The 26,440-nt window shown below is 44.0% G+C and carries 15 protein-coding genes; 2 read left to right on the top strand and 13 right to left on the bottom strand.

Going from position 1 to position 26,440, the window contains the following annotated elements; translation table 11 throughout:
• Positions 1-314: 314 nt before the first annotated feature.
• The 5 genes from F824_RS0108365 to F824_RS0108345 form a co-directional block, all read right to left on the bottom strand.
• Positions 315-1,745, bottom strand: coding sequence for a glycoside hydrolase family 28 protein (locus tag F824_RS0108365; RefSeq protein WP_019597425.1), 1,431 nt, complete (start codon positions 1,743-1,745; stop codon positions 315-317).
• A 3-nt stretch (positions 1,746-1,748) separates the two neighbouring features.
• Complete coding sequence (locus F824_RS0108360) at positions 1,749-3,113, bottom strand: rhamnogalacturonan acetylesterase (protein WP_019597424.1); 1,365 nt, start codon at positions 3,111-3,113, stop codon at positions 1,749-1,751.
• A gap of 1 nt (position 3,114) precedes the next feature.
• Positions 3,115-4,488: a glycoside hydrolase family 88/105 protein gene (locus F824_RS0108355; RefSeq protein WP_019597423.1), complete on the bottom strand. Its 1,374-nt coding sequence runs from the start codon at positions 4,486-4,488 to the stop codon at positions 3,115-3,117.
• Between the two features lie 216 nt (positions 4,489-4,704).
• On the bottom strand, positions 4,705-6,852 hold the full coding sequence (locus F824_RS0108350) for a RagB/SusD family nutrient uptake outer membrane protein (RefSeq protein ID WP_019597422.1): 2,148 nt from the start codon (positions 6,850-6,852) through the stop codon (positions 4,705-4,707).
• Positions 6,853-6,871: 19 nt separating this feature from the next.
• Positions 6,872-10,222, bottom strand: coding sequence for a SusC/RagA family TonB-linked outer membrane protein (locus F824_RS0108345; RefSeq protein WP_019597421.1), 3,351 nt, complete (start codon positions 10,220-10,222; stop codon positions 6,872-6,874).
• Positions 10,223-10,547: 325 nt separating this feature from the next.
• Here F824_RS0108345 and F824_RS0108340 point away from each other — a divergent pair, with 325 nt between their 5' ends.
• A complete protein-coding gene (locus F824_RS0108340; protein ID WP_019597420.1) occupies positions 10,548-12,077 on the top strand; it encodes a rhamnogalacturonan acetylesterase in 1,530 nt (509 codons plus the stop codon).
• A 225-nt stretch (positions 12,078-12,302) separates the two neighbouring features.
• Here the strand turns inward: F824_RS0108340 and F824_RS0108330 are convergent, their stop codons facing one another.
• The gene (locus F824_RS0108330; RefSeq protein WP_139189740.1) at positions 12,303-12,620 is read right to left on the bottom strand and encodes a hypothetical protein; all 318 of its coding nucleotides are present in this window, start codon (positions 12,618-12,620) and stop codon (positions 12,303-12,305) included.
• 138 nt (positions 12,621-12,758) lie between these two features.
• Here F824_RS0108330 and F824_RS0108325 point away from each other — a divergent pair, with 138 nt between their 5' ends.
• Complete coding sequence (locus tag F824_RS0108325) at positions 12,759-13,544, top strand: gluconate 5-dehydrogenase (protein ID WP_026333577.1); 786 nt, start codon at positions 12,759-12,761, stop codon at positions 13,542-13,544.
• Positions 13,545-13,668: 124 nt separating this feature from the next.
• Here F824_RS0108325 and F824_RS0108320 read toward each other — a convergent pair whose 3' ends face one another.
• The 7 genes from F824_RS0108320 to F824_RS0108285 all read right to left on the bottom strand — a co-directional run bounded on the left by F824_RS0108320 (position 13,669) and on the right by F824_RS0108285 (position 26,168).
• Entirely contained in the window at positions 13,669-16,380 is a 2,712-nt protein-coding gene (locus F824_RS0108320) for an exo-rhamnogalacturonan lyase family protein (protein ID WP_019597416.1), read from the bottom strand.
• 33 nt (positions 16,381-16,413) lie between these two features.
• A complete protein-coding gene (locus F824_RS0108315; protein WP_236613184.1) occupies positions 16,414-17,178 on the bottom strand; it encodes a DUF6250 domain-containing protein in 765 nt (254 codons plus the stop codon).
• Between the two features lie 92 nt (positions 17,179-17,270).
• Entirely contained in the window at positions 17,271-19,220 is a 1,950-nt protein-coding gene (locus tag F824_RS0108305; RefSeq protein ID WP_019597413.1) for a rhamnogalacturonan lyase, read from the bottom strand.
• 75 nt (positions 19,221-19,295) lie between these two features.
• Positions 19,296-21,641 (bottom strand): glycoside hydrolase family 2 TIM barrel-domain containing protein, encoded by a 2,346-nt coding sequence (locus tag F824_RS0108300; RefSeq protein WP_019597412.1) that lies wholly within the window; start codon positions 21,639-21,641, stop codon positions 19,296-19,298.
• Positions 21,642-22,005: 364 nt separating this feature from the next.
• Positions 22,006-23,349 carry a TolB family protein gene (locus F824_RS0108295; protein WP_019597411.1) on the bottom strand — a complete coding sequence of 448 codons (1,344 nt, stop codon included), beginning with the start codon at positions 23,347-23,349 and terminating at the stop codon, positions 22,006-22,008.
• A complete protein-coding gene (locus tag F824_RS0108290; protein ID WP_026333575.1) occupies positions 23,349-24,644 on the bottom strand; it encodes a DUF4861 domain-containing protein in 1,296 nt (431 codons plus the stop codon). The genes F824_RS0108295 and F824_RS0108290 overlap by 1 nt, the downstream gene beginning before the upstream one ends.
• Before the next feature lie 243 nt (positions 24,645-24,887).
• Entirely contained in the window at positions 24,888-26,168 is a 1,281-nt protein-coding gene (locus F824_RS0108285; protein ID WP_019597408.1) for a glycoside hydrolase family 88/105 protein, read from the bottom strand.
• Positions 26,169-26,440: the final 272 nt, after the last annotated feature.

Raw genomic sequence — 26,440 nt, 5'->3', positions numbered from 1 at the left:
CAGCTTTTTGAAACTGAATTTGAAAGGGTTTATCATTTTGGGTAGTGGCTTGTTCATTTCTGTATTTTGGGCATGCATTTATCCACATGCAAAAAGGTCTTCAATGGATATAAGTAAGTTTTAAGACCCTTGATTTCTGCCCTCATTAATCCTGCTGGAATGAAATATTTCGTTCCAGCAGGATTTCTTTGGTTTTGCCCATCAAGGTAAAAAAAGTGCTTTGCATTCCAAAGAGCAAAAAAGCTGGTTTTGAGGATATTTCGATACTTTATTATCTTCTTGGGCAAAGAAATTGCGCTTGGAAAATCAATCCTTCAAAATTTGATTTCTTTGGATTCGCCAACGGAAATTTCTTTGCCATCTTCCGGGATCACAACTGAATTTTCGAAAATCACGCCTTCGGCAAATATGATGGAGCCTCCGGTTTGCGTGTGAATTGTACTGTTCTTGATCCTTATATTCTGTATTGCCGAAGTTTCCGCTCCTGCTATGGTGATCGCCATCTTGGATTTTTGGACCTGCAGATTGGTGATCTCTATATTTTTGAATGTGGGAATACCCAATGCTTTCGGTACCACTCGGGTCAACATCGTCTTCCAATGATCAGGAACACTGTCCGCATCAAACCCTTCGGGCAATTCCGAGTAACTGTACGAAGGATTCCAGTTCAATCCGATTTCAATGGCAACCCCGACGGTATCCATCTGAATATCTCTCAGGTGAATATTTTCCACTGTCCCGCCTCTTGTCATCGCAGACTTGAAACGCAAGCCAACACCTGTTCCTTTTGCCTGCAGGTCATGGGCAACCACATGCCTGATCCCTCCCGAAGTTTCACTTCCAAAAGTGATCAAACCTCCACCTGCACGGGAAATTGAGTTTCGAATCACGACATATTCCGTAGGCCTATTCACTCTTAAACCATCTGCATCCCGACCTGATTTCAGGCAAAAGTTGTCGTCATTGCAATCGATATCACAGTTTTCGACCAAAATATAGGAGGAAGAATCAATGTCAATCCCGTCGGTACTCGGACCGTGTCCGTCCAGATTGTTTCGAATTATGAGACCCTTGGCGGTGATGTTTTGGGAATACAAAATATGGACTGTCCAAAATCCGGCTTGTTTCAAGGTGAGATCCTCCAAGGTGACATCGCTGGATTCTGAAACCAAAATTGTCCTTGGCCGCTTCACATCATAATCCACAATCCACCTTAGGCCCCGCTTTTCGTATTCTTCTCTGGTTCTCCAATAGGCCTCCCAAAAGGGTTTTCCCTGTGCATGAATTACTCCTTTCCCGGTAACCGCTGCCTTTTGCTGCCCGATCACATTGATCAATGCGGCCGGCCAAACCATCTCAATTCCAGCAACCCGCGTTGGCATGTCCGGATAATCTTCGAGATTTTGGCTTCCCAACAGCGTCACCTTTTCCCCAATCCATAGGTTGACGCCTGACTTGATGAAAAGTGATCCTGTCAAATATTCTCCGGCATTGAAGGAAACTACCCCTCCACCCTGTTTGGCACAAGCGTCAATGGCGGATTGAATGGCTTTTGTGTTCATTGTCTTACCGTCAGCCACAGCACCAAAATCATTGACAAGAAAGGGCTGTTTTTGATCCGGAAAATCCTTTGCACCAACCTTATCGTACCAGTCAAACTCGTCCTTTAAGCTTCTCTCTTTTTCACCACAGGAAATCACGACCAGCGAAATCAAAGCCAACAAAAGCAATTTGGGATTCATCATTTTTTAGTTTCCATCAGGTTTGACATTGGAGGTTCTTTTGCTCAGGGGCCAATAAAAATCTTCAAACCTTCCGGGAATTTCAGGGTCATAGGGCACGATTCCGGGCTTTAAAAATTTGATCACCTCCAGATCCGTATTTTTCAAGCCTTCGACGACAGCTTTTGCCAATTCATTGGCGCCATAGGTGCTGAAATGGGTATTGTCGGCAAAATCCTCCTCTTGTCCTTCGAAGGTTCCTTTGGCAAAATGGACAAAAGCCTTTTTTGAATATTCAGGTCCCCAAGATTCATACAGGACTTTGCTCATCGCATTCAAGTCGATCAGCGCAACATTTTCCTCATGGGCGACCTGCCTGACCGCTTCGGGATAATCTCCAAGCGTATTCACAATCTTTCCGTTTTGATCGAAACTCCTTCGGTGCATGGAGGTTACCAAAACCGGAATCCCTCCTTTTTGTCTTGCCGAAGCAATGTAGGATTTCAAGGTTTCCTTGTAGGTGGTAAAGGCATCTAGATGATTTCCTCCGGTTTTTTGGTCATTGTGGCCAAATTCGACAAACAGGTAATCTCCGGGTCTCATTAAATCGAGGATTTTGTCCAATCGATTTTCCCTTTGGAAAGACAAGAGACTTTCTCCGGATTCTGCGTGATTGGCGATAGCCACTTTCCCTGCTTGGAAAAAAACAGGAAACATTTGGCCCCAAGCCGCCCAAGGCTCATACGCTTGATCCACCACGGTGCTGTTTCCTGCGAGGAAAACAGTTACCGCTCTGGTATTCAGCTGAATCTCAAGCCCGGTCACCCTTGGATTTTCCCCGTTGAATTCGATTGTCAACTTGTCATCCCAGTGGAGATAGTCCAGCTCCCTTTCCTTCAATTTCACACGCTCTCCGGTATTCCCAATTTCAGGTTGCCTTATATTGACCGTGAAAGTCAAGGCCTTTATTTCCCCGTAAGCAGTTTCGGTTTCCTCCAGCATCAAGCGTCTGCATTCGGCCCGGATAGTGGTGGCAGATTTTCCCTGCAAATCACCGAGATAAACCGTTACATCATAATTTCCTTCGGGCAAATCCACCAAAAAATAAAATGGATCTAAGCTGGAGACGCCATCGATAACAAGCGGGTCGCCCTCCAAATTTTCGATCCCGATCAAATCAGTTCCTCCCAAAAACCCAAAGCCCTTTTCTGCAGCATAGATATCCCAGGGTTGAACGGCTTCATAACCTGCCTGCACTTCCCCGGTCCCGAAATCAAATTTCCATTCGGTCTTTTGGTTCCCTTCCTGTGCCAAAGTAATCTGGGGAAGGAAATACCAAAGAAAAATCAGGGCTTTGAATATTGGGCCATATCGCTTTAGAACACGCTTCATTTTATTTTCTCAACAATTGGAGGGAGCTGTCATTGATCTCAAAATCATTGTTTTGGAGCAAACGGATCACTTCCGCTCCTGCTGCGATGACGGGACCATAACCATGGGCGGCAAATTTATTGATTGGCCTGTGGTAATAAAATGCGGGATCAAAGGCCATTCCTGTTCCGACACAAGTTCCTTCCACCTGCCCAGTATTGTTTACCATCGTGGCCACGGCATTCCATGCGAGAAGTGTCATCGGTGCATGCGCCAGACCATCAATCCATCCTTCATTGATCGATTTTGCGATGCAATAGGCATATATGGCGGTGGCGGAGGTTTCGAGATAACTGTCATTTTTATCCAGCAACTGATGCCAAAATCCGGAGCCGGATTGTAAAGCGGCTAGACCTTTGATGTGTTTTTTTAATAAATCCATGACCATTGGCCTTCCTGGATGGTCTTTCGGCAAAACGCTCAACACTTCCACCTTGGTGAGCAATGCCCAACCATTGGCTCTCGCCCAATGAAATTCGGGATGGACATCCATATCCTCTACCCAACCATGCATATAAAGACCGTTTCTTTCATTGAACATTCTTTTCGAAAACAATTCGATTTGCTTGACCGCTGCATCGTAATATTTCGTTTCCCCTGTCAGTTTCCCCATTTGAACAATGGCAGGAACACTCATGTAAAGATCATCCAGCCAAAGCGTATTTTTCAAGGGCCTGTTTCTCGCCAAGGTTCCATCATTGAGTCTAAATTCTTTCTCCATGATATAGGTCATGAAATTGTCCACAATGGGTCGGATATCGGCATCCGATCCTACCGCTTGGGTTTTGATGAAGGCCGCACAAAGTGCCCCTGCATCATCCAAAGCTCCAGGATGGAGAATGGAGTGCAGCGCATTTTTTTGTTCTGAAAGTGCTTTGAAATGGGGATACAGGTCAGCGATGAATTTCACGCGGTCCTTGGTGTAGTCGGTGTATTTGGCGTCTCCGGTGATTTCACCGGCTGCCAACATCGCAGAATAGGTCACGCCCCACTCGTAGCTCAGCAGTCTGAAATCCCCGGGTTTCAAGAGGCTATTGGCATTCACTTTAGAAAAATCCGTGATTTCCTTCTGAGTGGTTTTGTCGATAACAGTTGTCGGGGTGACTGCCGCCAAATAATCCCTCACCCGATCGATCACTCCTTTTACCTCTTCCTTTTTGACCATTCCATAAGGAACGGGATAATCAGGTTGGAGCAAATGGAGCGGGGTATTGCTGTCTGTGAGTTCTTTTTCTTTTGAGACTTTTCCTTCCTTTTCAATTTGGAAGCTGAAAAGAAAAAAAGAAACCAAAAGAAAGATAAATGGCTGGGCGGTTCTGGTTATAGCGCGTTTCATTGTCATTTTTGAGTTTTATGTACCTAATCTAGCTCCAAAAATATTGATTAAAAGCTAAAAACTTTCCTGTAGTGTCTGTTTGAATGGAATTGAATTCGGCATGCAAAGAAAAGCACGGCTTTTTGTGAATTAATAAATAACAAGACCATCAAAAGAAGCCTTTGCAAAGGCTTCTTTTGATGGTCTTTAGGTTTTTGAATAATGAAGAATTCCTTATCAATATCCCGGATTTTGATAAGCGCTTCTCGCAGAAGGATCCAAAGGATCACCATTTTCATCCGTCAACTGGACTAAATAGTTGAAAGGCCACATTCTGAAAGTATGGTGCTTTTGCAGTTGTCCTTTGCCATTTCCATTCTGTCCATTTCCACCGGCAGTATTGGTCGCACTTGGCCATAAACCTGTCCTATTGGAGGCCATTTGGTTATGATGCATCACTCTCTCAAACAAGATTCCTGCATTGTGTAAATCTTCCCACATAATTCCCTCTGCCAAGAATTCTCTATTTTTCTCATTATAGATAAAGTGAACAAACATATCCGCTTTGGTGGTCACTGAAGGGATATACCCTTCGCGGGTTGCTTCAGGTGTGCCAGGGGTAAAGTGATTTTGTGTTACCATGATGGTATTGTAAGAATCTCCCGAAGCGGCAAAAGGAGTTTGCCTTTCGGATGCATTCAACTCCCGGGCTTCAGGATACCACTCGACAATGGGTGCTGGTCTGTTTTCCCCACCTTTGAAGGCTGCTCGCTGTCTCAGGATATTGATGTCATCCAATGCCGCTGCATAGTCGCCTTTTCTACCATAAGCTTCTGCTCTAATCAAGTGGGTTTCCGCCAATCGCATCAAAATAGCATCTCTTGTTCCTGCCTCACTGTTAAAGTTACTTTCGTCAGTGCTGCCTCCACGTGAAGGATCTACATATTTCTTCACTGCAAGATAGGGAGCAAGTTGCGTTGCAAGCCCCATGTTGGCTCCGTTGATAAATAGCCGATAATAATAATTCCCTGTTTTGGAGGAACGAACCCATCTTACCATAAACTGATAAGGCTGGCTCATAACCTCCATAGAGTCAAGCGCATTTTCTTTGTCATTTTCCAAATAAATCAATGCTCTTCTTCCATTTTGGACTCTTCTGTCTCCAGCCTTTACCTCTGGTTGGTCGGCTGGTTTATTGGCATTCCACCAAGCGGCTGTTGGGGCGGTCCAAGTAAATGAAGTAGAGTTTCCAGCCATGTTGCCAATGTATTCATGTTGGAAGGTTTTGGCATATCTTGAATCATGCATTTTGTCCTTAAAATTATCATAACCAAAATCAGTTGGCTTGAATGTCCCGAAGGGTCTGCCATAGGCCATGGATCTGTTCACCCCAGATTGTTCTGTATAATTTCCAACATGGTAGTTCACGGACCTATTGCCTCCAAAACGGCCATTGAGGCCAATATTAGTATCAAACTGAGCTGACCAAAGAACTTCAGGGTGTGGGTTGGTTTCTGAAACAGATGGATCAAACAGTGTAGAATAGTCTGGTGCAAGGCCTCCGGCGCCACTGATGACCTCGGTGGCAATCTGAATGGATTGCTCCAAATCGGTTGGATTTGTTCCTTTGAAAAGCATTCTCAAAGATTCATCTCCACTGTTTGCAAATTCCGCAGCTTGGGCCCTGTTTAAATAAAGTTTTGCCAAGAAATGCCCAGCTGCCCATTTTGTAATCCGCCCTCTTGGCGCATTGGTGGGAAGATTTTCATACGCAAATCTCACATCTTCAATGATTTGTTTATAAACAGCTTCCAGAGAGGCTTTCGGGTAATGATAAATACCGTCATCCTGTCTTCTCGGTGTCAAAAGAAGTGGGATATCCCCCAATTGGTTGGACACCAAATAAAACGCCCATGATCTTAAGAACAATACTTCGGCTTTTCTTTGGTTTGCAAAAGCTTGATCTGTACCAAATACACCCGGCTTACCATTTTCAATCACATCCAAAGCAAGGTTACAATTATTGATATGGGGATAAGCACCCATCGGGGCATAGGCGGCGTTCGCATTACCCAAATAATTGAATACATTTCCTGCCACATTACTGAGGTCATTCCCATAGGTACCTATTTCCACTCTTGCCCAAGCCGGACTTGAACTCATATAAGCATCTGTTTCGGCTTGCGTCAATCTTGATCCACTCGCATCCCATTCATGTTTTATCCGTGCAAAAACATAAAGTCCATTGATCAATGATTCAAGACCATTCTGATCATTGTAATAATCTTGGGTAAGATTGGAAACTTGCCTTTCGTCCAAAAAGTCCTGACATGAGTTGAATGTTCCCATCGCAATCAGGGCTATTATCCAAATATATTTTTTCATCTTCTTTTTTTTTAAATTATTAAAACCCTGCTCTTAATGTGAAGACGAAACTTTGGGGTAGAATTGTATTGCTATTCATCCCACCCAAAGGATCTCCTTGACCGTTTCTGTTTTCCCACGAGGTATCATCATCCGGGTTGAATCCCAAACGAACCATGTCTCCTCCAAAAATGAATGGGTTCACAAATTGAACATTCACCTGAAGACTGGACATTCCCATTCTCGCTATTGTTTGAATTGGAAAATCATACGCCAAAGAAATGTGTCTGATGGAAACAAAAGAGCCATCATTGAATTGAAGTGGATTTACGATATTTTGAACGTTCGCACCAATGATCGGTAAAGGCCATCTTCCATTTGGATTGTCCCAATCCCAGAAATCGGTCTCATACCTTCCATTTGGAAAAATCCCTCCTGTACTGGGAAGACCCCCAAAATAGGTTTGACCGAATCGACCATAAGCCATCATGCTCAAGGTCCAATTTTTATAAATAAATGTATTGGTGATGCCACCAGTCCATTTTGGTTGTCTCGAACCCAATACTTCCCGGTCATCACTATCGATCCTGTAATCACCGTTTTGATCCACAATTTTCACTGTGCCCGGATAGAATCGATGTCCATTTGCATTGAAAAGCGCCATTTGTTCCAAATCCTCAGGAGTATTTTGCCAAATACCATCATGGCGATAATCGAAAAAGGAATGGATGGGATGACCAATGAATAGGTTATTGGCGATCATATCTTCAGCACCATTTACAAGACTAACTATCTGCTCTCTATTGGCTCCGAAGTTGAAGTCTGTCTGCCAGACAAAACCATTTTTTTCCAAATTGATCGTGGATAGCGTCAATTCCACTCCTCTATTTCTCGTACTTCCAATATTCTCGAATTTTTGAACATAACCTGAAACAGCTGGCAGCGACCTCCCGAAAATCAAACCGGTGGTCGTCATGTCATATACTTCAAGCGCGCCCTTTACTTTGCCATCAAAAAGACCAAAGTCCAATCCAGCATTCCATTGCGCGGTTTTTTCCCATCCCAAATCGGGGTTCTGTACCAACTGAGGTAAGAAACCAATCGCAGCATCACTGCCAAAAACATAAGGATTTTGGCTCAAAGGACCTGTGGTCGTATAGGGATTCACCGAAGAGTTACCTGTAACACCAAATCCCAACCTCGGCTTCAGTTCATAAATCCAGCTGACATCTCTAAGAAAACCCTCTTCTTGCATTTTCCAAGCTGCCGAGAAAGAAGGGAAAAAATCCCATTTCTTTCCTGGGGCAAGCACAGATGAACCATCATATCTTCCTGAGGCCGTAAAAAGGTATTTGTTTTTCAATGCATAATTGACTCTCAGCATCCAGGATTGAAGCGTGTTTTCTGTGAAGGAAGACCCATAGCTATCTGGGCGGCCATTGGTGTTTGAGGCCAAGTTGTACCACTGACTTGCCGGAATTACGGTATTGGAAACACCAATACTCATTCCTTCTCTTCTTGAATATTGCGAAGACTGCAACAAAGTGATTCCTATTGCATGGTCATCGCCAAAAGTCTTGTCCACGAAAAGCAGGTTTTCTGCGACCCAGGAGAAGTTTTCATCTCTGGACATGCCTGCGGTATTTCTTCTTAAGGTTAGGTGGTTAGACGCATTTGGTCCAGTCCAGCTGCCATTTCTGAAATTTCTGATTTGTCCTCCAAAATTGACTCTGTACTTTAACCAAGGCGTGAAGGTTATTTCAGAATAGATATTGGCTAATACTGAAGCTGTTCTTCTTTCATTCAAAGCCTGATCGATGTCCATCACAGGATTCCAAAGATTCAGATTCCCTCCCGGATTCGGGATGATTTGACCATTCCCATCTCTTGGGACTGCATATGGAAATTGTCCATTTGCCCTTGAAAACAAATCCTTGGCTCCGGTATTACTTGTATTCGGACCCATGAAACCGTAATTCTGGTTCGAGAAGGATCCAATTACTGATGTACCAACCGTCAACCATTTTGTAGGCGTAACATCCCCATTAAGGTTCAGTGTAAATCTTTCGAAGTCTTGGTCTTTCTGAACACCTACTTGTTCATGGTATCCAAGAGAAAGGTACAGCCTGGAGTTTTCAGTACCCGAAGAGAGTGACAATTGATGGATTTGTGTGATTCCCTGCCTGGTAACCTCGTCCTGCCAGTTGTGGTTTCCAACATTTTCAGCATTGTAAACCGGCACCTCATTTGGCCAGCCCATACTTCTTTCCTCCGCAGTGGTAGGTCTCAATCTGGGGGTTACGCCAAATTCCTCCCACTCATACCCTCTCCAAACAGCATCTCTGGCGTTTGGATCCTGTCCAAGCCCCATCACTTGCTGATCTAAAAATGGATCCGGATACCAAGATGTTGCAGCAGTATTCAAGTTCTGATTGCCATTGCTGCCATATAAACGTCCATTGATCAATGACCTTCTCCAGATGTCGACATATTGTCCTCCACTCATCCAATTCGTCAGGTTCTTGTAAGAATCCAAAGAAACGGTCGCAGTGTAATTCACTTTAAGTTGGCCTTTTTTGCCTTTTTTAGTCGTCACAAGGATAACTCCATTTGAGCCTCTTGATCCATAAATTGCTGTGGCGGATGCGTCTTTAAGGACCTCTATGGATTCAATGTCATTTGGACTGATGTCATTGAGGGAAAATGAACTCACGCCCAATTGTGAAACAATCGGAATCCCATCTACCACATATAAAGGATCATTTGAAGCATTGATCGATCTGTTTCCCCGGATTCTTACCGCAGGCAATTCTCCAGGTCTCATATTCGAGGTTACATGGACTCCAGCTGCGTTTCCCTGTAGGGCTTGCGCAATATTGGTGATTGGTCTTTCCTCTAATTTGGCGGCACTGACACTGGTGATGGCGCCGGTCAAGTCACTTTTCTTTTGCGACCCATATCCAACGACGATCACCTCTCCCAATTGCTGGAGGTCTTGATTCATGACAATATTGATTGTGCTGTTTGACCCAACACGGATTTCCTGGGTGACAAATCCGATTGACGAGAACACCAGAACAACATTCCCGTTTGGAATGGTCAGTGAATATTTCCCATCAATGTCCGTTACAGTCCCCACTGTAGTTCCTTTGATCAGTACGTTGACACCCGGTAGCGTCAGTCCTTCTTCATTGTCTGTCACTACTCCGGAAATGATAATCTCCCTGTAGTTGACTTTTTCTTCCGTCGCACTCCGCTCAGAGTCCATCGGTAAAGAACCAATATTCATTGTCTCCGCAATGGAAACATTCAGGCAAAAGGGCAGAAACAGGGTCGTTAAAACTCCCTTTTTGAACCTTTCACAATACTTGAGTAAAAATCGTTTTTCCATTAATTTTCGGCTTTGATTTTAGGTTTATTTACAAATGGTTAAACTTGACATTAATCACCAGAAAAATCTTCAATGAAGATTCCGTGAGATTAATTAGTTATAAAACTACCACCCAATAAAAAGAGATCAATCCTGCAGTGTCATGCTCGCATAAAAAAATTTGTTGCCCATTTAATTTATTGATGTGACAAAGTGCAGGATAGGACAGGACACAAAACATTGGGATTCCTATTAGTTTTAAATTCATTCCCTACATCTCCATTCCGATAAAAATGTACCCTTGGTACAGCAGATTAAACCTTATCGGAAGACAACGTCCCCAACTATGGAAAAGAAACCCGTTTATAAAATTCACCAACTGATACTCACTATCTTTACATTGATTCTTCTTTCAGGATTTGTGATTCAAAAAACCACTTCTGAAGAAACTGAAAAAATATCCGTTTTCCTCATCGGGGACTCCACTGTCAGGAATCAATCGGGCACCGGAGGTCCAGGACAATGGGGCTGGGGAACATTTTTGCAGGATTTTTTTGACAGCGCCAAAGTCAAAGTACACAACCATGCCATGGCCGGACGAAGTACCAGGACTTTTGTCAAGGAGGGTCGATGGGAGAAGGTATTGGCGTCGATCAAACCGGGAGATTATGTGATCATGCAGTTTGGTCACAATGAAGGGAGTTCACCGGACACGACAAAGGCAGGATATCGAGGAGTGCTTAGGGGAATGAGCGATGAAACCAAAGAATTTGCTTGGTCTGATGGAACGGTGGAAACGGTCCACACCTACGGTTGGTACTTGATGAAATTCATCAAGGAAGCAAAAGAAAAAGGAGGGTATCCGATTGTGGCCTCCATGATTCCTAGAAACAAATTTCAAGATGGCTCATTGGAGAGAGCCAATATGGATTTTGGGCTATGGGCAAAAGAAGCGGCAAGGAGATCGGGAGCAGGTTTTGTGGATCTGAATAATATCGTTGCTGATCAATATGACAAATGGGGACAAGAAGTAGTCAAAGGCCTTTTCGAAAAAGACCATACCCATACCAATGAAGCTGGAGCTCGAATCAATGCTTGGTCGGTCGTTCAAGGTCTCAAATCACTTGAAGATGAAAAACTGCTGGCACTTTTGCCAGGTAAAAAGCCTACACTTTACCTGATTGGTGATTCTACAGTCAAAAACGGCCAAGGTGATGGCGCCGGAGGGCTTTGGGGATGGGGAGATTTTATATCGCCTTACTTTTATAAGGAAAAAATTAAAGTGGAAAACCATGCACTGGGAGGAACAAGCTCCCGAACATTCCAAACCTATGGGCTATGGGATAAAGTGCTTGATAAAATTGAGCCTGGAGATTTTGTGATTATGCAGTTTGGCCACAATGACAGCAGTCCGCTAGATGATGAATCCCGGGCAAGAGGAACAATCCGCAGCGCAGGATTGGAGGCGCAGCATATCTACAATCCCATCACCAAAAAACAAGAAACCGTCTATTCCTACGGACAATATCTTCGCAATATGATTTTGGATACCAAAGCAAAAGGTGCGATACCGATTGTATGCTCATTGGTCCCCAGAAACAGCTGGAAAGAGGACAAAGTCAATCGCGCCTCAGAGGATTATGGACTTTGGGCCAAAGAGGCTGCAGAAAAAGCGGGCGCGGTTTTTATTGACCTCAATGCGATCCTATCCGATGCCTATGACTCAAAAGGGGAAGCCTTTGTGCGAGAGCATTTTTTCAACACAAAAGATCACACGCACACCATAGAAGAAGGAGCGAAATTCAATGCGGAAGCGGTGGTCAAAGGGATTTCTATGAATGAAAATAATCCTTTGAATGCTTATTTGAAAAAATAAAACTTCGAAAGGTTTGGATTCAAATCTTGATTCTTCCCTGGGTATTGATCGCATGGATTTTGCTATTTTGGTCATTGATTCCCAAAGTGACTTCACGATCAAAATCGTTGCATGGGTAGGAATCAAACGTACCTCAATGTTGTATTCTCCTTTTTGCTTCACCTTAAAAGGATATTCCAAATAAGGTTGGTTTGATTTTGCAAAAGTGACATTGTCGAAGGGAAATTAAGTTATTGCTGTATCACTATACCCCAATGCTTCTACGGTTTTCCATTCATGATTTGCTGAATTTTTCAAATTCGAATAGTTCTTCGCCTGAATGGCAATTGCCTCGGGGAGTTTGCTTTTGCTCTTCACTTTTGGTGTAGTTTTTTCTTCCACATGAAAAACCGGCATCGAAAAAACCAGGAGATTTCTTGGATTCATCGACATCATTCCGCTCCATTTGCCAATGCTTATGTTTTGGTTGTAGGTTTCTGTCAAGCTGATGATGCCCTGATAAGCTTCTTCTTCCTGATTCGTCAATTTTTCTTTTCCCTCCACATTTTCCGTCAAGAGTGCCTGTTACTTATGGTTCATCAATACCGCCCTGACTGGATACAGGACAACTCAGGATAGATGGGCCATATGCTCCAGTTACCTTTACCCATAACTATAACAACTCTCTAAACCGATAAGTGTATGAAAGCATTATTTGACTTGAGTGGCAAAAATGCCCTCGTGACCGGAGCAACGCATGGATTGGGCATGGCCATGGCATCCGCCCTTGCCAAAAGTGGCGCCAACCTCCTCTTCAACGATATCGATCAGCAAAAAATCGATCAAGCGACCAAAGACTATGCAGCCAATGGCATCACCGCCCATGGATACCTTTTTGATGTCACTGACCAAAAAGCGGTAGACGAAAATATTTCCGCCATTGAAAACACGTTTGGTCCAATCCATATCCTTATCAACAATGCTGGTATCATCATGCGTGTTCCCGCACTGGAAATGGATCCCCAAGATTTCAGAAAAGTAATTGACATCGATTTGGTTTCGCCCTTTATCATGTCCCAGCGTGTGGCCAAAACGATGAAAGAAATCGGCGGTGGCAAGATCATCAACATCTGCTCGATGATGAGCGAATTGGATCGTGACTCAGTGTCCGCCTATGCTGCGGCCAAAGGTGGTCTGAAAATGCTCACAAGAAACCTCGCAACTGAATGGGCCAAATACAACATCAATGTCAACGGTATCGGGCCGGGATATTTTGCCACCGCGCAAACGGCTCCGATCCGAATTGGAGGACATCCCTTCAATGAATTCATCATCAACCGAACACCTGCAGGACGCTGGGGAGATCCGGAAGACCTCCAGGGTGCTACCATTTTCCTTGCGAGCAAAGCCAGTGATTTTGTCAATGGACAGGTGATCTATGTGGATGGTGGGATACTCGCTACGATTGGCAAACCTTCCAATGAATAAAAATTTAATTTAACCCAAAATATGCATTAGAATTTCTAATACGAACCCTAATGCGAAACATGAATATAAAAGTACGGCGCGGGTAAATTCCGCACCATACTTTTAAATGAACTTAATAATCATTTTACCCCAAAATCGCTAGACAATGCATTGCGGACAAGCCCCATTGGGCTGTCGAATTTGTGGAAACACCTAGGGCTTCGGTACGCGGGGTGAGAACTTCGGGACCGGAGATTTCTTTGGCTTCGCCGTGTCTGCGGATGCCACCTTCTCCTGCGTAGAATTCTTCCCATGCACGTTTTGCCAAGCGGGGATCTGATTTTTCTTTTGCTACGAAGGCTGTTAGGCGTGCATGTCCTTGTTGTAAATTGAGTTTTCCTAGACTATTTCCGAGGACTCTTTCTTGTTCCTCCTCACTGGCATTGTACATTTCGCAGTATTGCAGCCAAGCTTTATTGAAGGACTTCATGTCCACGAGTTTGTAGAGCTCAATGGCGATCTCGGTCAGCCCAAACACAGCTGAAAGATGGGAAGCGGAGGCTCTTTTGGTTTTGACTTTCTCGAATTCCCCTGTTAGTAGGTTCATGCGGCTGCCCATGGAGTAGAAACCTTTGGGTTGGTTGCCGATGGAACGCATGCTGTTGAGAAGTTTTTCGCGGATTCCCTTGTCTTCGGTCCTTTCCCACTCGGTCAGCCAAGCAGCCGCTACCGAGCCCCAGTCTGTACCGAAACTTAAATACACGTTATTAGGATCGTCTGTTCCCCAGGTTTCCTTGGGAGCTACTTTTCGGATAGGCACGACTTTGAGCAATGCTTCAGCGGCCGTGACCTGCTCCCGCATCAAGTCCCCCGTTCTTTCATCTGCGGTGAGGTAATAGAGAAATCTTCTGTTGGCCGAGGTGCTGATCCGGAGTTGCTTCGCACTACAGCCCCAGTGCATGACATTGTGCCTGCTTCCCAATGGCGCAAAGGGTCCGGAATGATGGACATCCACTTCCCCGGTATGTCTTGTCATTGCCTCAGCAACCCGAAAAACTTCTTTTTTTCCGGTTTTCAAATAATAATACCAAAGCCAAAGGTCTGTGGAAAGCTCTGAATTGTCCCAGGCAAAACCTCCAACATCATACCTCCACACATGTCTGTCGGCATCATAGGTATGCATGAAGTCCCCATAATCCCAGAAACCAAACCATTTGTGTTCCTCAACTTGTTTTTGGTAATAGTCAAAGTACCAATCCAATTGCATGTCGATTGCTTTCGCTTTTTCGCTTTGCGGTGCATCGGCACTCCACAGGCTTCCGAAAACGCCGACTTGAAGCAGGTATTTTGGATCAGCCGTAAGCAGCGGTGGCTCTTCCAGATAGGTGCACATTTCATTGAAAAGGGAATGACCCGGCGTCTCTTCCAAAGCCCAAAAATTCAGTTCCGAGGTTCTTGCGACTCCTTTGGCTGTGCCAAATCCCGGCTCGTAGTCTTCATAGGTGATGTCCAATGCATCCAATTGCTTGGGATAGGTATCTTGCCCCATCCCGTCATGGTAGAAACGCAAGTCCATCGCTGGAGAATTGGGCGCCCAAAGCCAAGCGGTGATTTCCGAAGAATCGGTATGGGCATTTTTGATATCCAATTGCCCGGGAAAGCTTTTCCAAAAATCCCGAACACCAAAGGCAAAACTCCCACTTGGTCCACCTACTGCTGCAAGTCCTCGGGAACGCTGACCTCTAGCGGAATTCAGCCACGAGTGTCCTTCGGCGGTTCTTTTCTTGATGGAAAATGAATCTGCATTTCCTTGGAAGAGTGTGTAGTCTCCAAATGCCGGAATGTAGTTGATGTTTTTGGAAACATTTGCTGGGAATTCACTGATTGGGGGTATCTTTTCTCCCGCCAGTTGTGCTGCGATGATGGCTTTTCCCGGATCTCTTCGCAATCCGGTCAGTCCCCTCACTGCTTCGCTGAATATCCCATCGTCTTTTCCCGCAAACCTGATATGTCTGTCATGCAATTCGTCCTGCATGGGCACATCGAATTTCACCCCAATGCCTTTGATAAAATCGGTTTCTTCTTCTCCATCAAAAATGATGGTATGTACCATTTTAAAAGAAACTGCTTGATGGTAAAAATACAATCTGACTATAAAAGAGATAAAATCTCTTCCTGTATCCGACCTGTGTGAACCCTCTATCTTTACTACGGAGCGTAATGCGCCTTTTTGCTCCAATGAAATGTTGGCAATATTGCCTTGAAATGCTGTTTTTTTGATCTGATCAGCGGCATCTTCGTCGGAAACATCCTGGTGCAACACGATCAAGCGGCCATTCTCAGCGATGGTCGCCGGGCCTCTTTTGATCGAAGAAATGATTTGATTGCCCGATTTCGGGAGGGTGTATTGTACTTCTCCTGTATCAATCTTGAAGGCCGTATCGGATTCCTCGACTTGAATTCCCTGAATTGCCTTTGGTTCGCTGTTTGGCAAAAGGCTAAAGGCTGTTTGGCTAGAAAATTCACCCGCTGGAGCTGCATGTCCCGTCCACTTGAGAGAGCCATCCGGCCAGTACGCCAATGGCCAGCTTTGGATCAGAATTTCTTCTTTGTCCGAAGAGCGCAATTCGAAACCTGCTTCTCTTTTCACTTTTCCTTTTGGCCAGCAAGTCCCCCAGGTAAATCCCTGATTGTGCTTGGGAGCCATATTTCCCAGCCAAGTGAGTTGGACGGCACCGGTTTCCTTATGAAAAAAATTAGCATTTGCCAACATCGGTGAAAGCAGATACGCTCCGCCTGTGAGGGCAGAAGAGGCTTTGACAAAAGTGCGTCTGGATATTTTTGGTTTATTTTTCATAATACTTGTCAGATTGATAAGTTGGGTTCTGGGTCAAAGTCTGGTGATTGTCAAATCACTGATCTCCTGTCTGGACCAGGTGGACCGAAATCCAAAGTATCCCGATGTCAAAGGTTCAGGATCTTTATATTCAAAAAACAGGACATCGTCCACCAGAAAACTTACCTTTCCATCCTTGCAAATGGTTTTGATCTGGTAATCATGATTGGCTTGGAGTAAATAAGGACCTTCCAAATACTCCCCGAGAACTGGTTTTTCTCCCTGATCATATTTTCTGAATCTTGTGGTGGAATTGTGATTTCCCCCAAAACCCACATAATACAAGTGCATGTCATCATAGGATTCAAATTGCCCGGATCTGGTAAACATACCTTTTGAAGTGGGGTCGCTTGCAGCCCAAAACTGATTGAGGTCGGAAATCCGGTCATTCTTTCCACTATCCAGCACTACTTTCCTTGAATAGCTGATTTCATAATTCCCTTCCAATTCCAAGTCCAACCAGACCGTCACCCCACCTTCAGTATCCATGACCAATTTTCCATTTTGGGTATAAACAGAAGAATTGGGCGTGGAATCCATTTCTATTTTCCAGGTGTCGAGGTCCAAAGGTTGGCTGAAATCCGATTCAAAAATGAGGGAATCATCTTTGGTTTTGATTGATGTTATTTTCTTTTCACTTTCTGCACAGGATCCCAAAAAGAACATCAGGAAAATGAGATACAGCAATGCGAATTTTATCTTTTTGATGAATGAAATAAAGCGCTTGGGAAGAAACAAAGAGAATCTCGAGGGATACACAGCTTTTGGTTTTGAAAGAGAATGATAGACTTGAAATATAATTCAATCTTACTCAGAAAGTCTCCCGTACTGTCATGGAAAGAATTAGAGAATCAATTGCCCACATACTTGATCGTTTGGATAGCAGGGAATTTCGGCTTTTCCATGCCATGACCGAAATAGTAATCTGTGTGGGGAGGTTGATTGTAAGCGACGTTTTGCCATGCGATGCTCAACCGATACTGTGGATTGTGCATGAGGGTATAGAGCCTGTGTGCGGATGGAATGGTCGTCGAAAATATCCTCAGTTCCATTCCATCTTCGGAACGGGCAATCAACTCCTCTCTCCAATCGCCCAAGATATCGGCAGATAAACTGGGATTGGACTTGGTGCCGTTATTCTTTGCTACCTGATAGTCCGCACCTGACAAGATCCTCACAGATGCACTGTTTTCGTAGTCCCACTTGTCAATGTTGACACCATCCAGGATCTCGCGGAGCAAGTCTCCGTCCCACCAGATGGCCATATTCGCCGATGTTGGCTTGTAATCTGAAATCACTTCTCCCTTGACATTCCAAAGTCCTGTCAGCCCCTCTCCAGATGCCCAACTCTCGAATCCCCTATGCCTCGGATCAATGTCAATGGATATCCCTCGGCCAACATCTTTGGAAGGAAAAGACCAAATCACTTCTCCGGTCAGGGCATCACGAAGATTGACACCATGTGGATGTCTGGCCCGCTCGTGAATTCCAAAAATCTCCATACCGGTGCGATCAGGATCAATGTCAGAAAGATGCATGGCATCCCCATGACCAAGCCCTGAACTGTACAAACCTGTTCCATCATGGTTGATGACCATGGATCCAAATACGATTTCATCCCTTCCATCTCCATCAATATCTCCCACGGACAGACTGTGATAGCCTTGTCCGGCATATTTCCTGTTTTCTTCATCGCCATCGTGGCTGTCGAAAGTCCACACCTCCGTAAGCTCACCGGCTCTCCAATTCCAGGCAGCAATGACGGTTCTTGTGTAATACCCTCGGCTCATGATCAAACTGGGTTTTTTGCCATCCAAATAAGCAATTCCTGACAGAAATCGATCTATTCTATTCCCATAACCGTCTCCCCATATTTCTTTCATTTCATCGGGACTTGGATCTGCAATGTTCGGATGTCTGCTTGGCACATAGTCGGTAGTCGCCAATGCAGCACCTGTCAATCCATCAAAAATGGTCAAAAACTCAGGCCCTTTGAGGATATAGCCATCTGGATTTCTGTGATCCGCATTGGGGTTGCCGATGATTTCCCCATTTCCATCCTTCGTGCCGTCGGCAGTCTTACAGGCAATCTCTGACCGTCCATCCCCATCCAGATCATAGACCATAAACTGGGTATAATGTGCGCCCTCTCTGATGTTTTTCCCAAGATTGATTTCCCATAGAAATTCTCCTTCCAAAGTATAGGCATGAAGAATCGGTTCGTCCGTGATTCCTTTTTGGGAATTGTCTTTTCCTGATCCTGTCATGTGCACCACTATTTCATATTTCCCGTCACCAGTAAGATCTCCAACAGATGCATCATTGGGCGTGTATCCTTTTGGTGTTCGCAGTGGAATTGACAAATACGGCTTTTCCCAAGTTTTTACAGAAGCGGAATTCTCTTGCTCCTTGCCCTCCAAAACTGCCCTAACATAATAGCTGTTGGATTGGTCCGGCCTTGCGGATTTATCCAAAAAATTAGTGCTTTCCGTGATCGGAGTGGGATTGATTCTCTCAGGTTGGCCTCCGGCAATAATGCGGTAAATGTTAAAGGACACTGCATCGGATTCGGTCCCCAGCAAGCGCCAACTGATAAACACCCCATCTTCGGAATCAATCGCCACAACTCCCCTGTCCAAATATTCCATCTGCCTTTGGGAATAACCCTCAGAAATCATCAGGAATACCATCACAAGCGTTAGGATTTTTGGTAAATATTTCTGGCTGGTCAACCCTTTTCTCTTGGATTGAATATTGGGAGAATGGGTTGATCGATAATTGGGTATTTTTTTGTTGTTCATTTTTTTATTGTCTTTATCAAAAGCTTCAATTCATGGCCACCAAGAGCTCCCGATGTACGCAGATAATTCTAATCCCTAAATTTTATTTCTCGACTTTTTCACTTCCTTGACTTGGATCGTCACCTCATCCGAATGAAGCCCTTTTGAGACTGCTTTCAACATGGTTTTTCCAGAACCACTTTCCGCACCGATGATGGCTAGCCCTTCGCCTCGATATACTCTCCGGCGTTTTCCCTTTGAAGAAGAATGATCGACCCTGTCGCCATTGTCTAAGGCAAGCAATTTTCCAGAACCGGAAATCTCATAATAAATCAGGTTGTCAGCATTTGGACATTTCACACCATTTTCATCCACCACATACGCCATCACGTGGGTAACGTCATCCCAATCATTGTTCATTTCTTCCTGATCGGCAACCAGTTTGATTGCAAAAGGCTGTCCTGCGGTCTGTAGGTTGTGGATGGCCGCTTGCTTTCCTTGGTTTCGACCAATTACTTCCAGTATACCTTTCTCAAATGTCAGGTTGTAATTCACTGGAGAGGCATCATTAGGGACTTTTTGAATACCTTGAGATTTTCCGTTTAAGAATACCTCCACTTCTTCACAATTGCTATAAATCTCCAAATGGGCTACATCGTAGGTATCAAAATCCTTTGGCGTCCAGTCAGGGACCAACTCCCCTCCCCCGGCATTGGTTTCCCTTCTGACGGCATACACGACAGGCTCATCTGTCCACCAACTTTTTCGTTGCAAAGCCCTGGCTTTCATACCACCAATCCTGTCCAACAAACCAAAATCATGCACTATTGCCGGCCAATCCGCCTCTCCCAGATAATCGATCCCCGTCCATAAAAACTGACCCGCCATAAAGGGATTGTCCCGAAGGGCCAGCCAGGCTTGTCTGGTATGTCCATTTTCGGTACCCAAAACCTTCCGTGCTGGATTTTGCTTGTGTGCAGCAACGAGCTCTTCCTCTCGGTAGTTTTGCCCTACCACATCCATCATTTCCACAAATCCATTGTCATAGACATTTTGAGAATTTGGTCTGAAAAGACCCATGGTTACCGGACGGGTGGGATCCAAGGAATGGATCAAATCCTGCTGGTCTTTGTATTTTTTGAAACCATCGGGGGAATCCAGGTTATCCCTTATTTCATTTCCGATGCTGTAGCTAAAAATGCTAGCGTAATTTCTATCCCTTAAAATGACATCCCGTGTATCTCTCTCCCACCAATCCTCAAAATAAAGGTTGTAGCCATATTCGGCATGATTTTTTGGAGCTGTCCAAGTGTCAAACGTTTCATCCATGACCAAAAAACCCATTCTGTCGCAGAGTTCATAAAATTCGGGCGCAAAGGGATGATGTGAAGTCCTGATGGCATTTACGCCAAGATCTCTGAGCAGGTTGAGTCTGCGTTCCCAAACTTTCATGGGAACGACAGCACCCAATCCTCCACCATCATGATGGAGACAAACGCCTTTGATCTTAATGTTTCTGTCATTGATGTAAAAACCTGTGGAGGGTTCAAACCTAAATTCCCGCACCCCAAAAGTGGTAATCTCCTGATCAATCACTGTTTTACCATCCATTACTTTGGAGAGTGCTTGGTAAAGATTGCCTTGGGCAATGTCCCAAAGTTCGGGATTTTTGATATTTGCTTGTTGTTCAATATCAAAAGACCCACCTGCCGGGACGCGTTGTTTGGTCTCCAATTTTTGCAGTATTTTACCCTTGGAATCCACAATTTCAGTAAGCAGAATGATTTCTTTTTGGGAGCCACTGGTGTTGATCACTTTGGTTTGGATCTTGATGCTGGCATTTTTTGCAGACACATCCGGTGTACTTACAAATACACCCCACTGGTCAATGTGGATGGCGTGTGTCGTAACCAATCTGACATGACGATAAATCCCTGCGCCGGTATACCACCTGGAAGCGGGTTGATCGGTGTTGTCTGCCCTGACGGCAATGACATTCTCTGCTCCGAATTTCAAATGTGGGGTGAGTTCATACCGAAAACTCACATACCCAAATGGGCGTTTGCCGAGGTGCACGCCATTGATCCAGACCTCACTGTTGGCCATCACGCCATCGAAGTCTATAAAAACCCTTTTCCCCTGATCGGCATTCGGCATTTGGAAATTCTTTCTGTACCAGCCAATTCCATCCGGAAAAAATGCCCCGCCCCTTCCCGAAGGATTGTCCCGATCTATGGGTCCAAAAATACTCCAATCATGGGGAAGATCCACCAACTGCCATCTGCTGTCATCAAAACCGAGGGAACTGGCTTCCTGGATATCATCAAGCTGGAATTTCCAGTTTTTGTCAAAATTCAATATTTCCCTACTGCTCGTCTGAGCTGAAAGGGTTGAACCGATTGTTGACAAAACTATTGAAAAAAGGAGGGTAAGTATTTTCATGGTTTTGAAGGTTAAGTATTTCAATTGAGAATAGAGGTCAATTCACTTCTGACCGAAATATGCATTCGTCTTCTTAAGGGTATTGAAACTGCAAGAAAATCAAGCTATTTGAAGGATATCAAATATTGCTAATATGATGAGGTCAAAGTTTGTAAATAACCAACTGATCATTCAGCAATTTCAGACTTGAACAGAAATGGTAATGCATAAAACTGGTTTAAGATATAGCGATTGCTTTTAAAACTCTTTTTTTGGCCCTTCGCTCACCTTAAATGAAAGTTTACGAAGGGATTAATCAATGCAAAGACCCTCAGTCGGGTCTTTCTCAGATGATCCGGTAAACACTCAAAATTTTTAATTTTTCTTATTGAAAAACCTGATCATATGTTCTTTTCAGCCAATGTTCAGGAACCGATACAATACATATATTCATCGATCGGTCATCTTCCGATAGCATTGCAGACTGTATCTGGATCTTGGTTCCGTCGGGACTGAATGTAGGATGTGGGTGATCAGCGGCGGTGGTCTTGTGACCAGTTGAGAGCATTTTCATCTCCTTGGTATTTCTATCAATCAAATAAATTGTGCGGGAAAAATCATCCCCAACGGCCCATCTCCCATCGGGTGATCCATGAACATGCCATAAGCCACTTCCGCTTTCTGTCTGTCCCTCAATTCTCATCTCTCTTGTTCTTATGTTGACAATAGCTAAGCCTGTGGGTTTCTCTCTCGTCCCGGATGGACCCCAAGATGTTTCCTGCCCAGGGTTTGCAGCAGAAGATTCATTGGGATTTTCTGTACCAAAATCAACTGGTCTATGACCCATTATCGCCATAGCGACTTCATCTTTGGAGATCACTGCTTCGTGCGTGACCCACTCATATTCAGACTCGGGATATAATGGTCTCAATCCTGTTCCATCTGCCAAAACTGTCCAAGTTCGCTGAGGAGATTTCCCTCCAGTTTCCCAACAAAAAATGATCTCATTGGCTGCCCAGGGATTGGTTTGAACATGCCCTACTTGAAAAGGTACTGAAACTACATGGGAAATTTCTCCAGATTTCAAGTCCATTGAAGCTATACCTCCTGGTCCTGCACCCATATTCCTTGGCCCAAATATTGGCTCAATTGACACATTTTCAGCCAAATGTTTTGCAGATTCTTCCTTATTTGTTTTAAAATAGATTTGATTCTCTTCGGCATCTAGTGCCATATCTCCACCATTACCTATCGCTTTTGGGACTATCCCATGAATGGTTTCATAAACTGACTTTGTCTTGAGCTTTTTTGTCATGCTATCTGCAAAAAGCTTTGCAAGGTCTATCGAAACAACTTCCATATCTCCTACATCCAGTTTCCTCATATAATAGAGTCGCATTTCTTTTCGCGCTAAAGTCAACATGCCATCATAACCCCCTTCGGTCACTTGGATAATATCACCTGTCGATTCATTCACTGCCATCGCTTCTCCTTTGACGCGATTGGAGCGGAAAATCAACCAATTTCCATCTGCTGACCACTGCGGATGCGTAGGATAAATTTTTGAATCACCCGCTGGAGTACTTGTCAAAAATATTAGGTCAACTCCAGTAACGGAGTCTTTTACAACTTTTCTTTCTGATGGAAATCGTGTGCCTATTTGTGATTTGACCTCACATACACCAATAAGAACACTTAATAGGATTGTGAAAATAAATGTCTTCTTCATTATTCTTGGGTTATTTTGTTCACTTGAATATCTACTTGAATTTCACTGACTAAATCACGCAGATATTGCTCAAAATATGCTGCATCTCTAAAACCTTCATCACTTAACTCCCAGGCACCAATAGCGTAATATTCTATGGATTCATTATTGACAGTTTTCATTTTGGCTAAGTACGAATCCGTTACATTTCCCTCCTGCGGTGCTTCTATCATTTCTATGAATTGAGCCTTGGGAAGAATCAAAGCCATCCCAATGATCCATTCTTTCTCATAACCCTGTGCATCATGCGTCATTAAGACTACCCAGTCATCGAAATCATCAATTTGCTTGATTCCCTTATCATTGTGGATATTGACTAAGCCGATAGCAATGTGCTCGTCTCCTTGTAATCCATCAAATTTCACCTCGTTTTTGAACCCATACATGCCAGGGACAATGCTCACTTTTTCTTCTACTTTTGAATATTTTCGATCAAACGCATCCCAGTTGTTGTACTCAAAATGAATGATGGAACGAACCGGTCCTTCGGATAGAATCCTGAAAGTGGATTTCTCTATATTATTTACCGAATCAGTAAACAAAACACCTAGTCTTGCTGGCTTATTATCTTTCAGAAGGGTAAAACCACCAAGACCAACAGAATTCCCAACTGCCAAAATATCTCTCCCCCAATCTTCCATCGTATGATAATTGTCCTCAACTTCTCCATTTGAATTAACGCCAACATCCTTCGGACTCATGGCTGAAGTCTTTTTCCCGAACAAATCCTTTGAATTTCTACCATCAAAATAATGCCGGAATCCGACTTTGTCATTTTCCCAAGAAGGGCCATCCGTCTGGTAGGGCTGGTACCCAATACTTCGGGGAAGTCCATTTGCCATAAGCGTATCACCGGTCCTTGGCTGAACAGGAGAATCCGCCGCATCTCTTTTCCCAAAGCGAACGCTGGTACGGATGGTATATTCAGCTTGCTGCGCAACCCATTCCAGCGTCAGGGTTTTTGATTCCTGAGGAGCAAAATCCGTGACCAAGAAGAGCTCATCCCATTCTCCATCCCCATCGACATCGTCAAGCTGGGAAGGCACCAGGCCTCCTTCTGCATTCTTCAAGGATGGGAATTTCCCTTCCGCTATTTCCAATTGATTTTTCCCAATGGAAACCCCTTTGTCTTTGAGCTCCTGCCCTGAGCCATTGGTCAGTAAAATAGTGTGCTTGAAATTTTTTTCCTCTGGCGTATTGCAGGCAAACATTGCCACCAATAAAAAGTACGCGGCTGATGATTTGATCTTTTTCATTTCAGTCTGGATTTGTATTCTTGTATTTTATGTGAATAAAATGACTCTTGGTTGCTCAAAAAAAGGGTTGTTAATGTTTTTTTCGGATGAATGACCTACCATTCAACCCCATTGGGGCATCTGATGATTCGTGAATGAAAAAAAACCATTCCTTCAGTAAAAGAATGGTTTTCAAACAACTAAAACCCTATATCAATCTTCACTATGAGAATTTATATTCAATGAATTGCAATTGGGCAAAAACTATTTTTTTGCCATCGATTCCTTCAATTTAATCACTTCAATCCCCGCGTCAATAACAGAACCCACCCCATGCTTTTCATTTGCCCTGGCTGGTCTTGTATAATAAAAAACCAGGTCGTCGCTGATTCCGGTGCCTACGCAAATGTCCTTCACTTGTCCATCTTCGGTGATCATGATTTTCTTCAATCCTTCCCAACCCCTCAGGGCCACAGGAGCAAAACGCTTGTCTATCCAACCTTCATTGATGGCTTTTGCAAATCCCTGTACAAACATCGCTGATGCGGAGGTTTCCTGATAAGAATCGTTTTTATCCAATAATTGTCTCCAAAGTCCATCGCTGTCCTGATACCGCGAAAGTCCAATCAATTGTTTTTCTAGGTTTTTTCTGACTTTCTCTTTGCCTGGGTATCCTTCCGGCAATCTTTCCAAAAGGTGCACCTGCGCCAACACCAACCATCCATTGCTTCTTGCCCAATGGGCTACTCCATTTTCTTCGGTATCACTGTAATAGCAATGATAATAAAGCCCATTTGAAGCATTCCACAAATACTTGTCAAAATTCAAAATCTGCAAGATGGCATCGTCGAAGTATTTGTTTTCTCCGGTATAAACAGCCAATCTGGACAAGAAAGGGACACTCATATACAAGTCATCCGCCCACAAAGTCATCTCCTGTGGAAATGTCCGCACCAAAGTCTGGTCATACAGCCGCACCTGGCCTTTTGACATTCTTTCAGCTCCATTCACGATGTAGTCCTTATAGTCCTGCCTGTCCACTTGCGCCATCACTTCCAACATACTGGCTGAAATAGCGCCAAAATCATCCAATTCCAGCATCGTCCACAACTGTCCCAGGGGATAGCGGTGGTGCGGTCTGTCATTCTTAAACCTGTTTTGAAAAAATTTATAATTGTCAAATCCAAAGGCGATATGGTTTTTGGCAAAATCAAAATATTGCTGCTCACCGGTAAGCTTGGAAAGATGCATCATCGCAAGATTGATAACTCCGTTCGTGTAATGCCATTCCCCATATTTGGAGGCAAAACCTACTTCGAGTTCCTTTGGGATGGTTTTGAAATCCTTAAACTCCTTTCCTTTTTCGTCCTTAAAGCCAAGTACCGTTTCGCTGAGAATGAAATCCGCCACTTTTCGGACCACTGCCTCATCTTCTTGAATAGATTGCTGCGCAAAAATCGGAGCCCCTAAAAAACAAAGGATGAGAAATATGCTGAATGTCTTTTTGTTCTTGTACATAAAATCAAAAGGTAAAATTGGTTTCATCGGGTTGAGTGCTGCAGTAGAAGAATTGGAATGCACAAATCGGGTCCAAATGGGAATAGTTTATTTTGATTGTGATAAAAGTAACTTCCAGATTTTTATGGCCTGTCCTGTACTATCCCGAATTCATATAAAATCATCCCGAGAGGGTTTCCAAAAAACACATGAATAGCAAATAAGTAAATGAACTCAGTAGGCTACAAAAGGACAAAGTCAAGATTTTCACAGCCAAAAAACCCAAAGTTTAGGTTTAAAAAAACACTTTTCAATCCGTA

The sequence above is a fragment of the Rhodonellum psychrophilum GCM71 = DSM 17998 genome (assembly GCF_000381545.1).
Lineage (GTDB): Bacteria > Bacteroidota > Bacteroidia > Cytophagales > Cyclobacteriaceae > Rhodonellum > Rhodonellum psychrophilum.
This window is presented reverse-complemented; position numbering and strand designations above follow the sequence as displayed.

Excerpts from the sequence above, each read along its gene's own strand:
- F824_RS0108340 (WP_019597420.1), top strand. The coding sequence starts at position 10,548 with ATGGAAAAGAAACCCGTTTATAAAATTCACCAACTGATACTCACTATC.
- F824_RS0108325 (WP_026333577.1), top strand. The coding sequence starts at position 12,759 with ATGAAAGCATTATTTGACTTGAGTGGCAAAAATGCCCTCGTGACCGGA.
- F824_RS0108320 (WP_019597416.1), bottom strand. The coding sequence starts at position 16,380 with ATGAAAAATAAACCAAAAATATCCAGACGCACTTTTGTCAAAGCCTCT.
- F824_RS0108295 (WP_019597411.1), bottom strand. The coding sequence starts at position 23,349 with ATGAAGAAGACATTTATTTTCACAATCCTATTAAGTGTTCTTATTGGT.
- F824_RS0108300 (WP_019597412.1), bottom strand. The coding sequence starts at position 21,641 with ATGAAAATACTTACCCTCCTTTTTTCAATAGTTTTGTCAACAATCGGT.
- F824_RS0108350 (WP_019597422.1), bottom strand. The coding sequence starts at position 6,852 with ATGAAAAAATATATTTGGATAATAGCCCTGATTGCGATGGGAACATTC.
- F824_RS0108285 (WP_019597408.1), bottom strand. The coding sequence starts at position 26,168 with ATGAAACCAATTTTACCTTTTGATTTTATGTACAAGAACAAAAAGACA.
- F824_RS0108360 (WP_019597424.1), bottom strand. The coding sequence starts at position 3,113 with ATGAAGCGTGTTCTAAAGCGATATGGCCCAATATTCAAAGCCCTGATT.
- F824_RS0108365 (WP_019597425.1), bottom strand. The coding sequence starts at position 1,745 with ATGATGAATCCCAAATTGCTTTTGTTGGCTTTGATTTCGCTGGTCGTG.
- F824_RS0108345 (WP_019597421.1), bottom strand. The coding sequence starts at position 10,222 with ATGGAAAAACGATTTTTACTCAAGTATTGTGAAAGGTTCAAAAAGGGA.
- F824_RS0108355 (WP_019597423.1), bottom strand. The coding sequence starts at position 4,488 with ATGAAACGCGCTATAACCAGAACCGCCCAGCCATTTATCTTTCTTTTG.
- F824_RS0108290 (WP_026333575.1), bottom strand. The coding sequence starts at position 24,644 with ATGAAAAAGATCAAATCATCAGCCGCGTACTTTTTATTGGTGGCAATG.
- F824_RS0108305 (WP_019597413.1), bottom strand. The coding sequence starts at position 19,220 with ATGAACAACAAAAAAATACCCAATTATCGATCAACCCATTCTCCCAAT.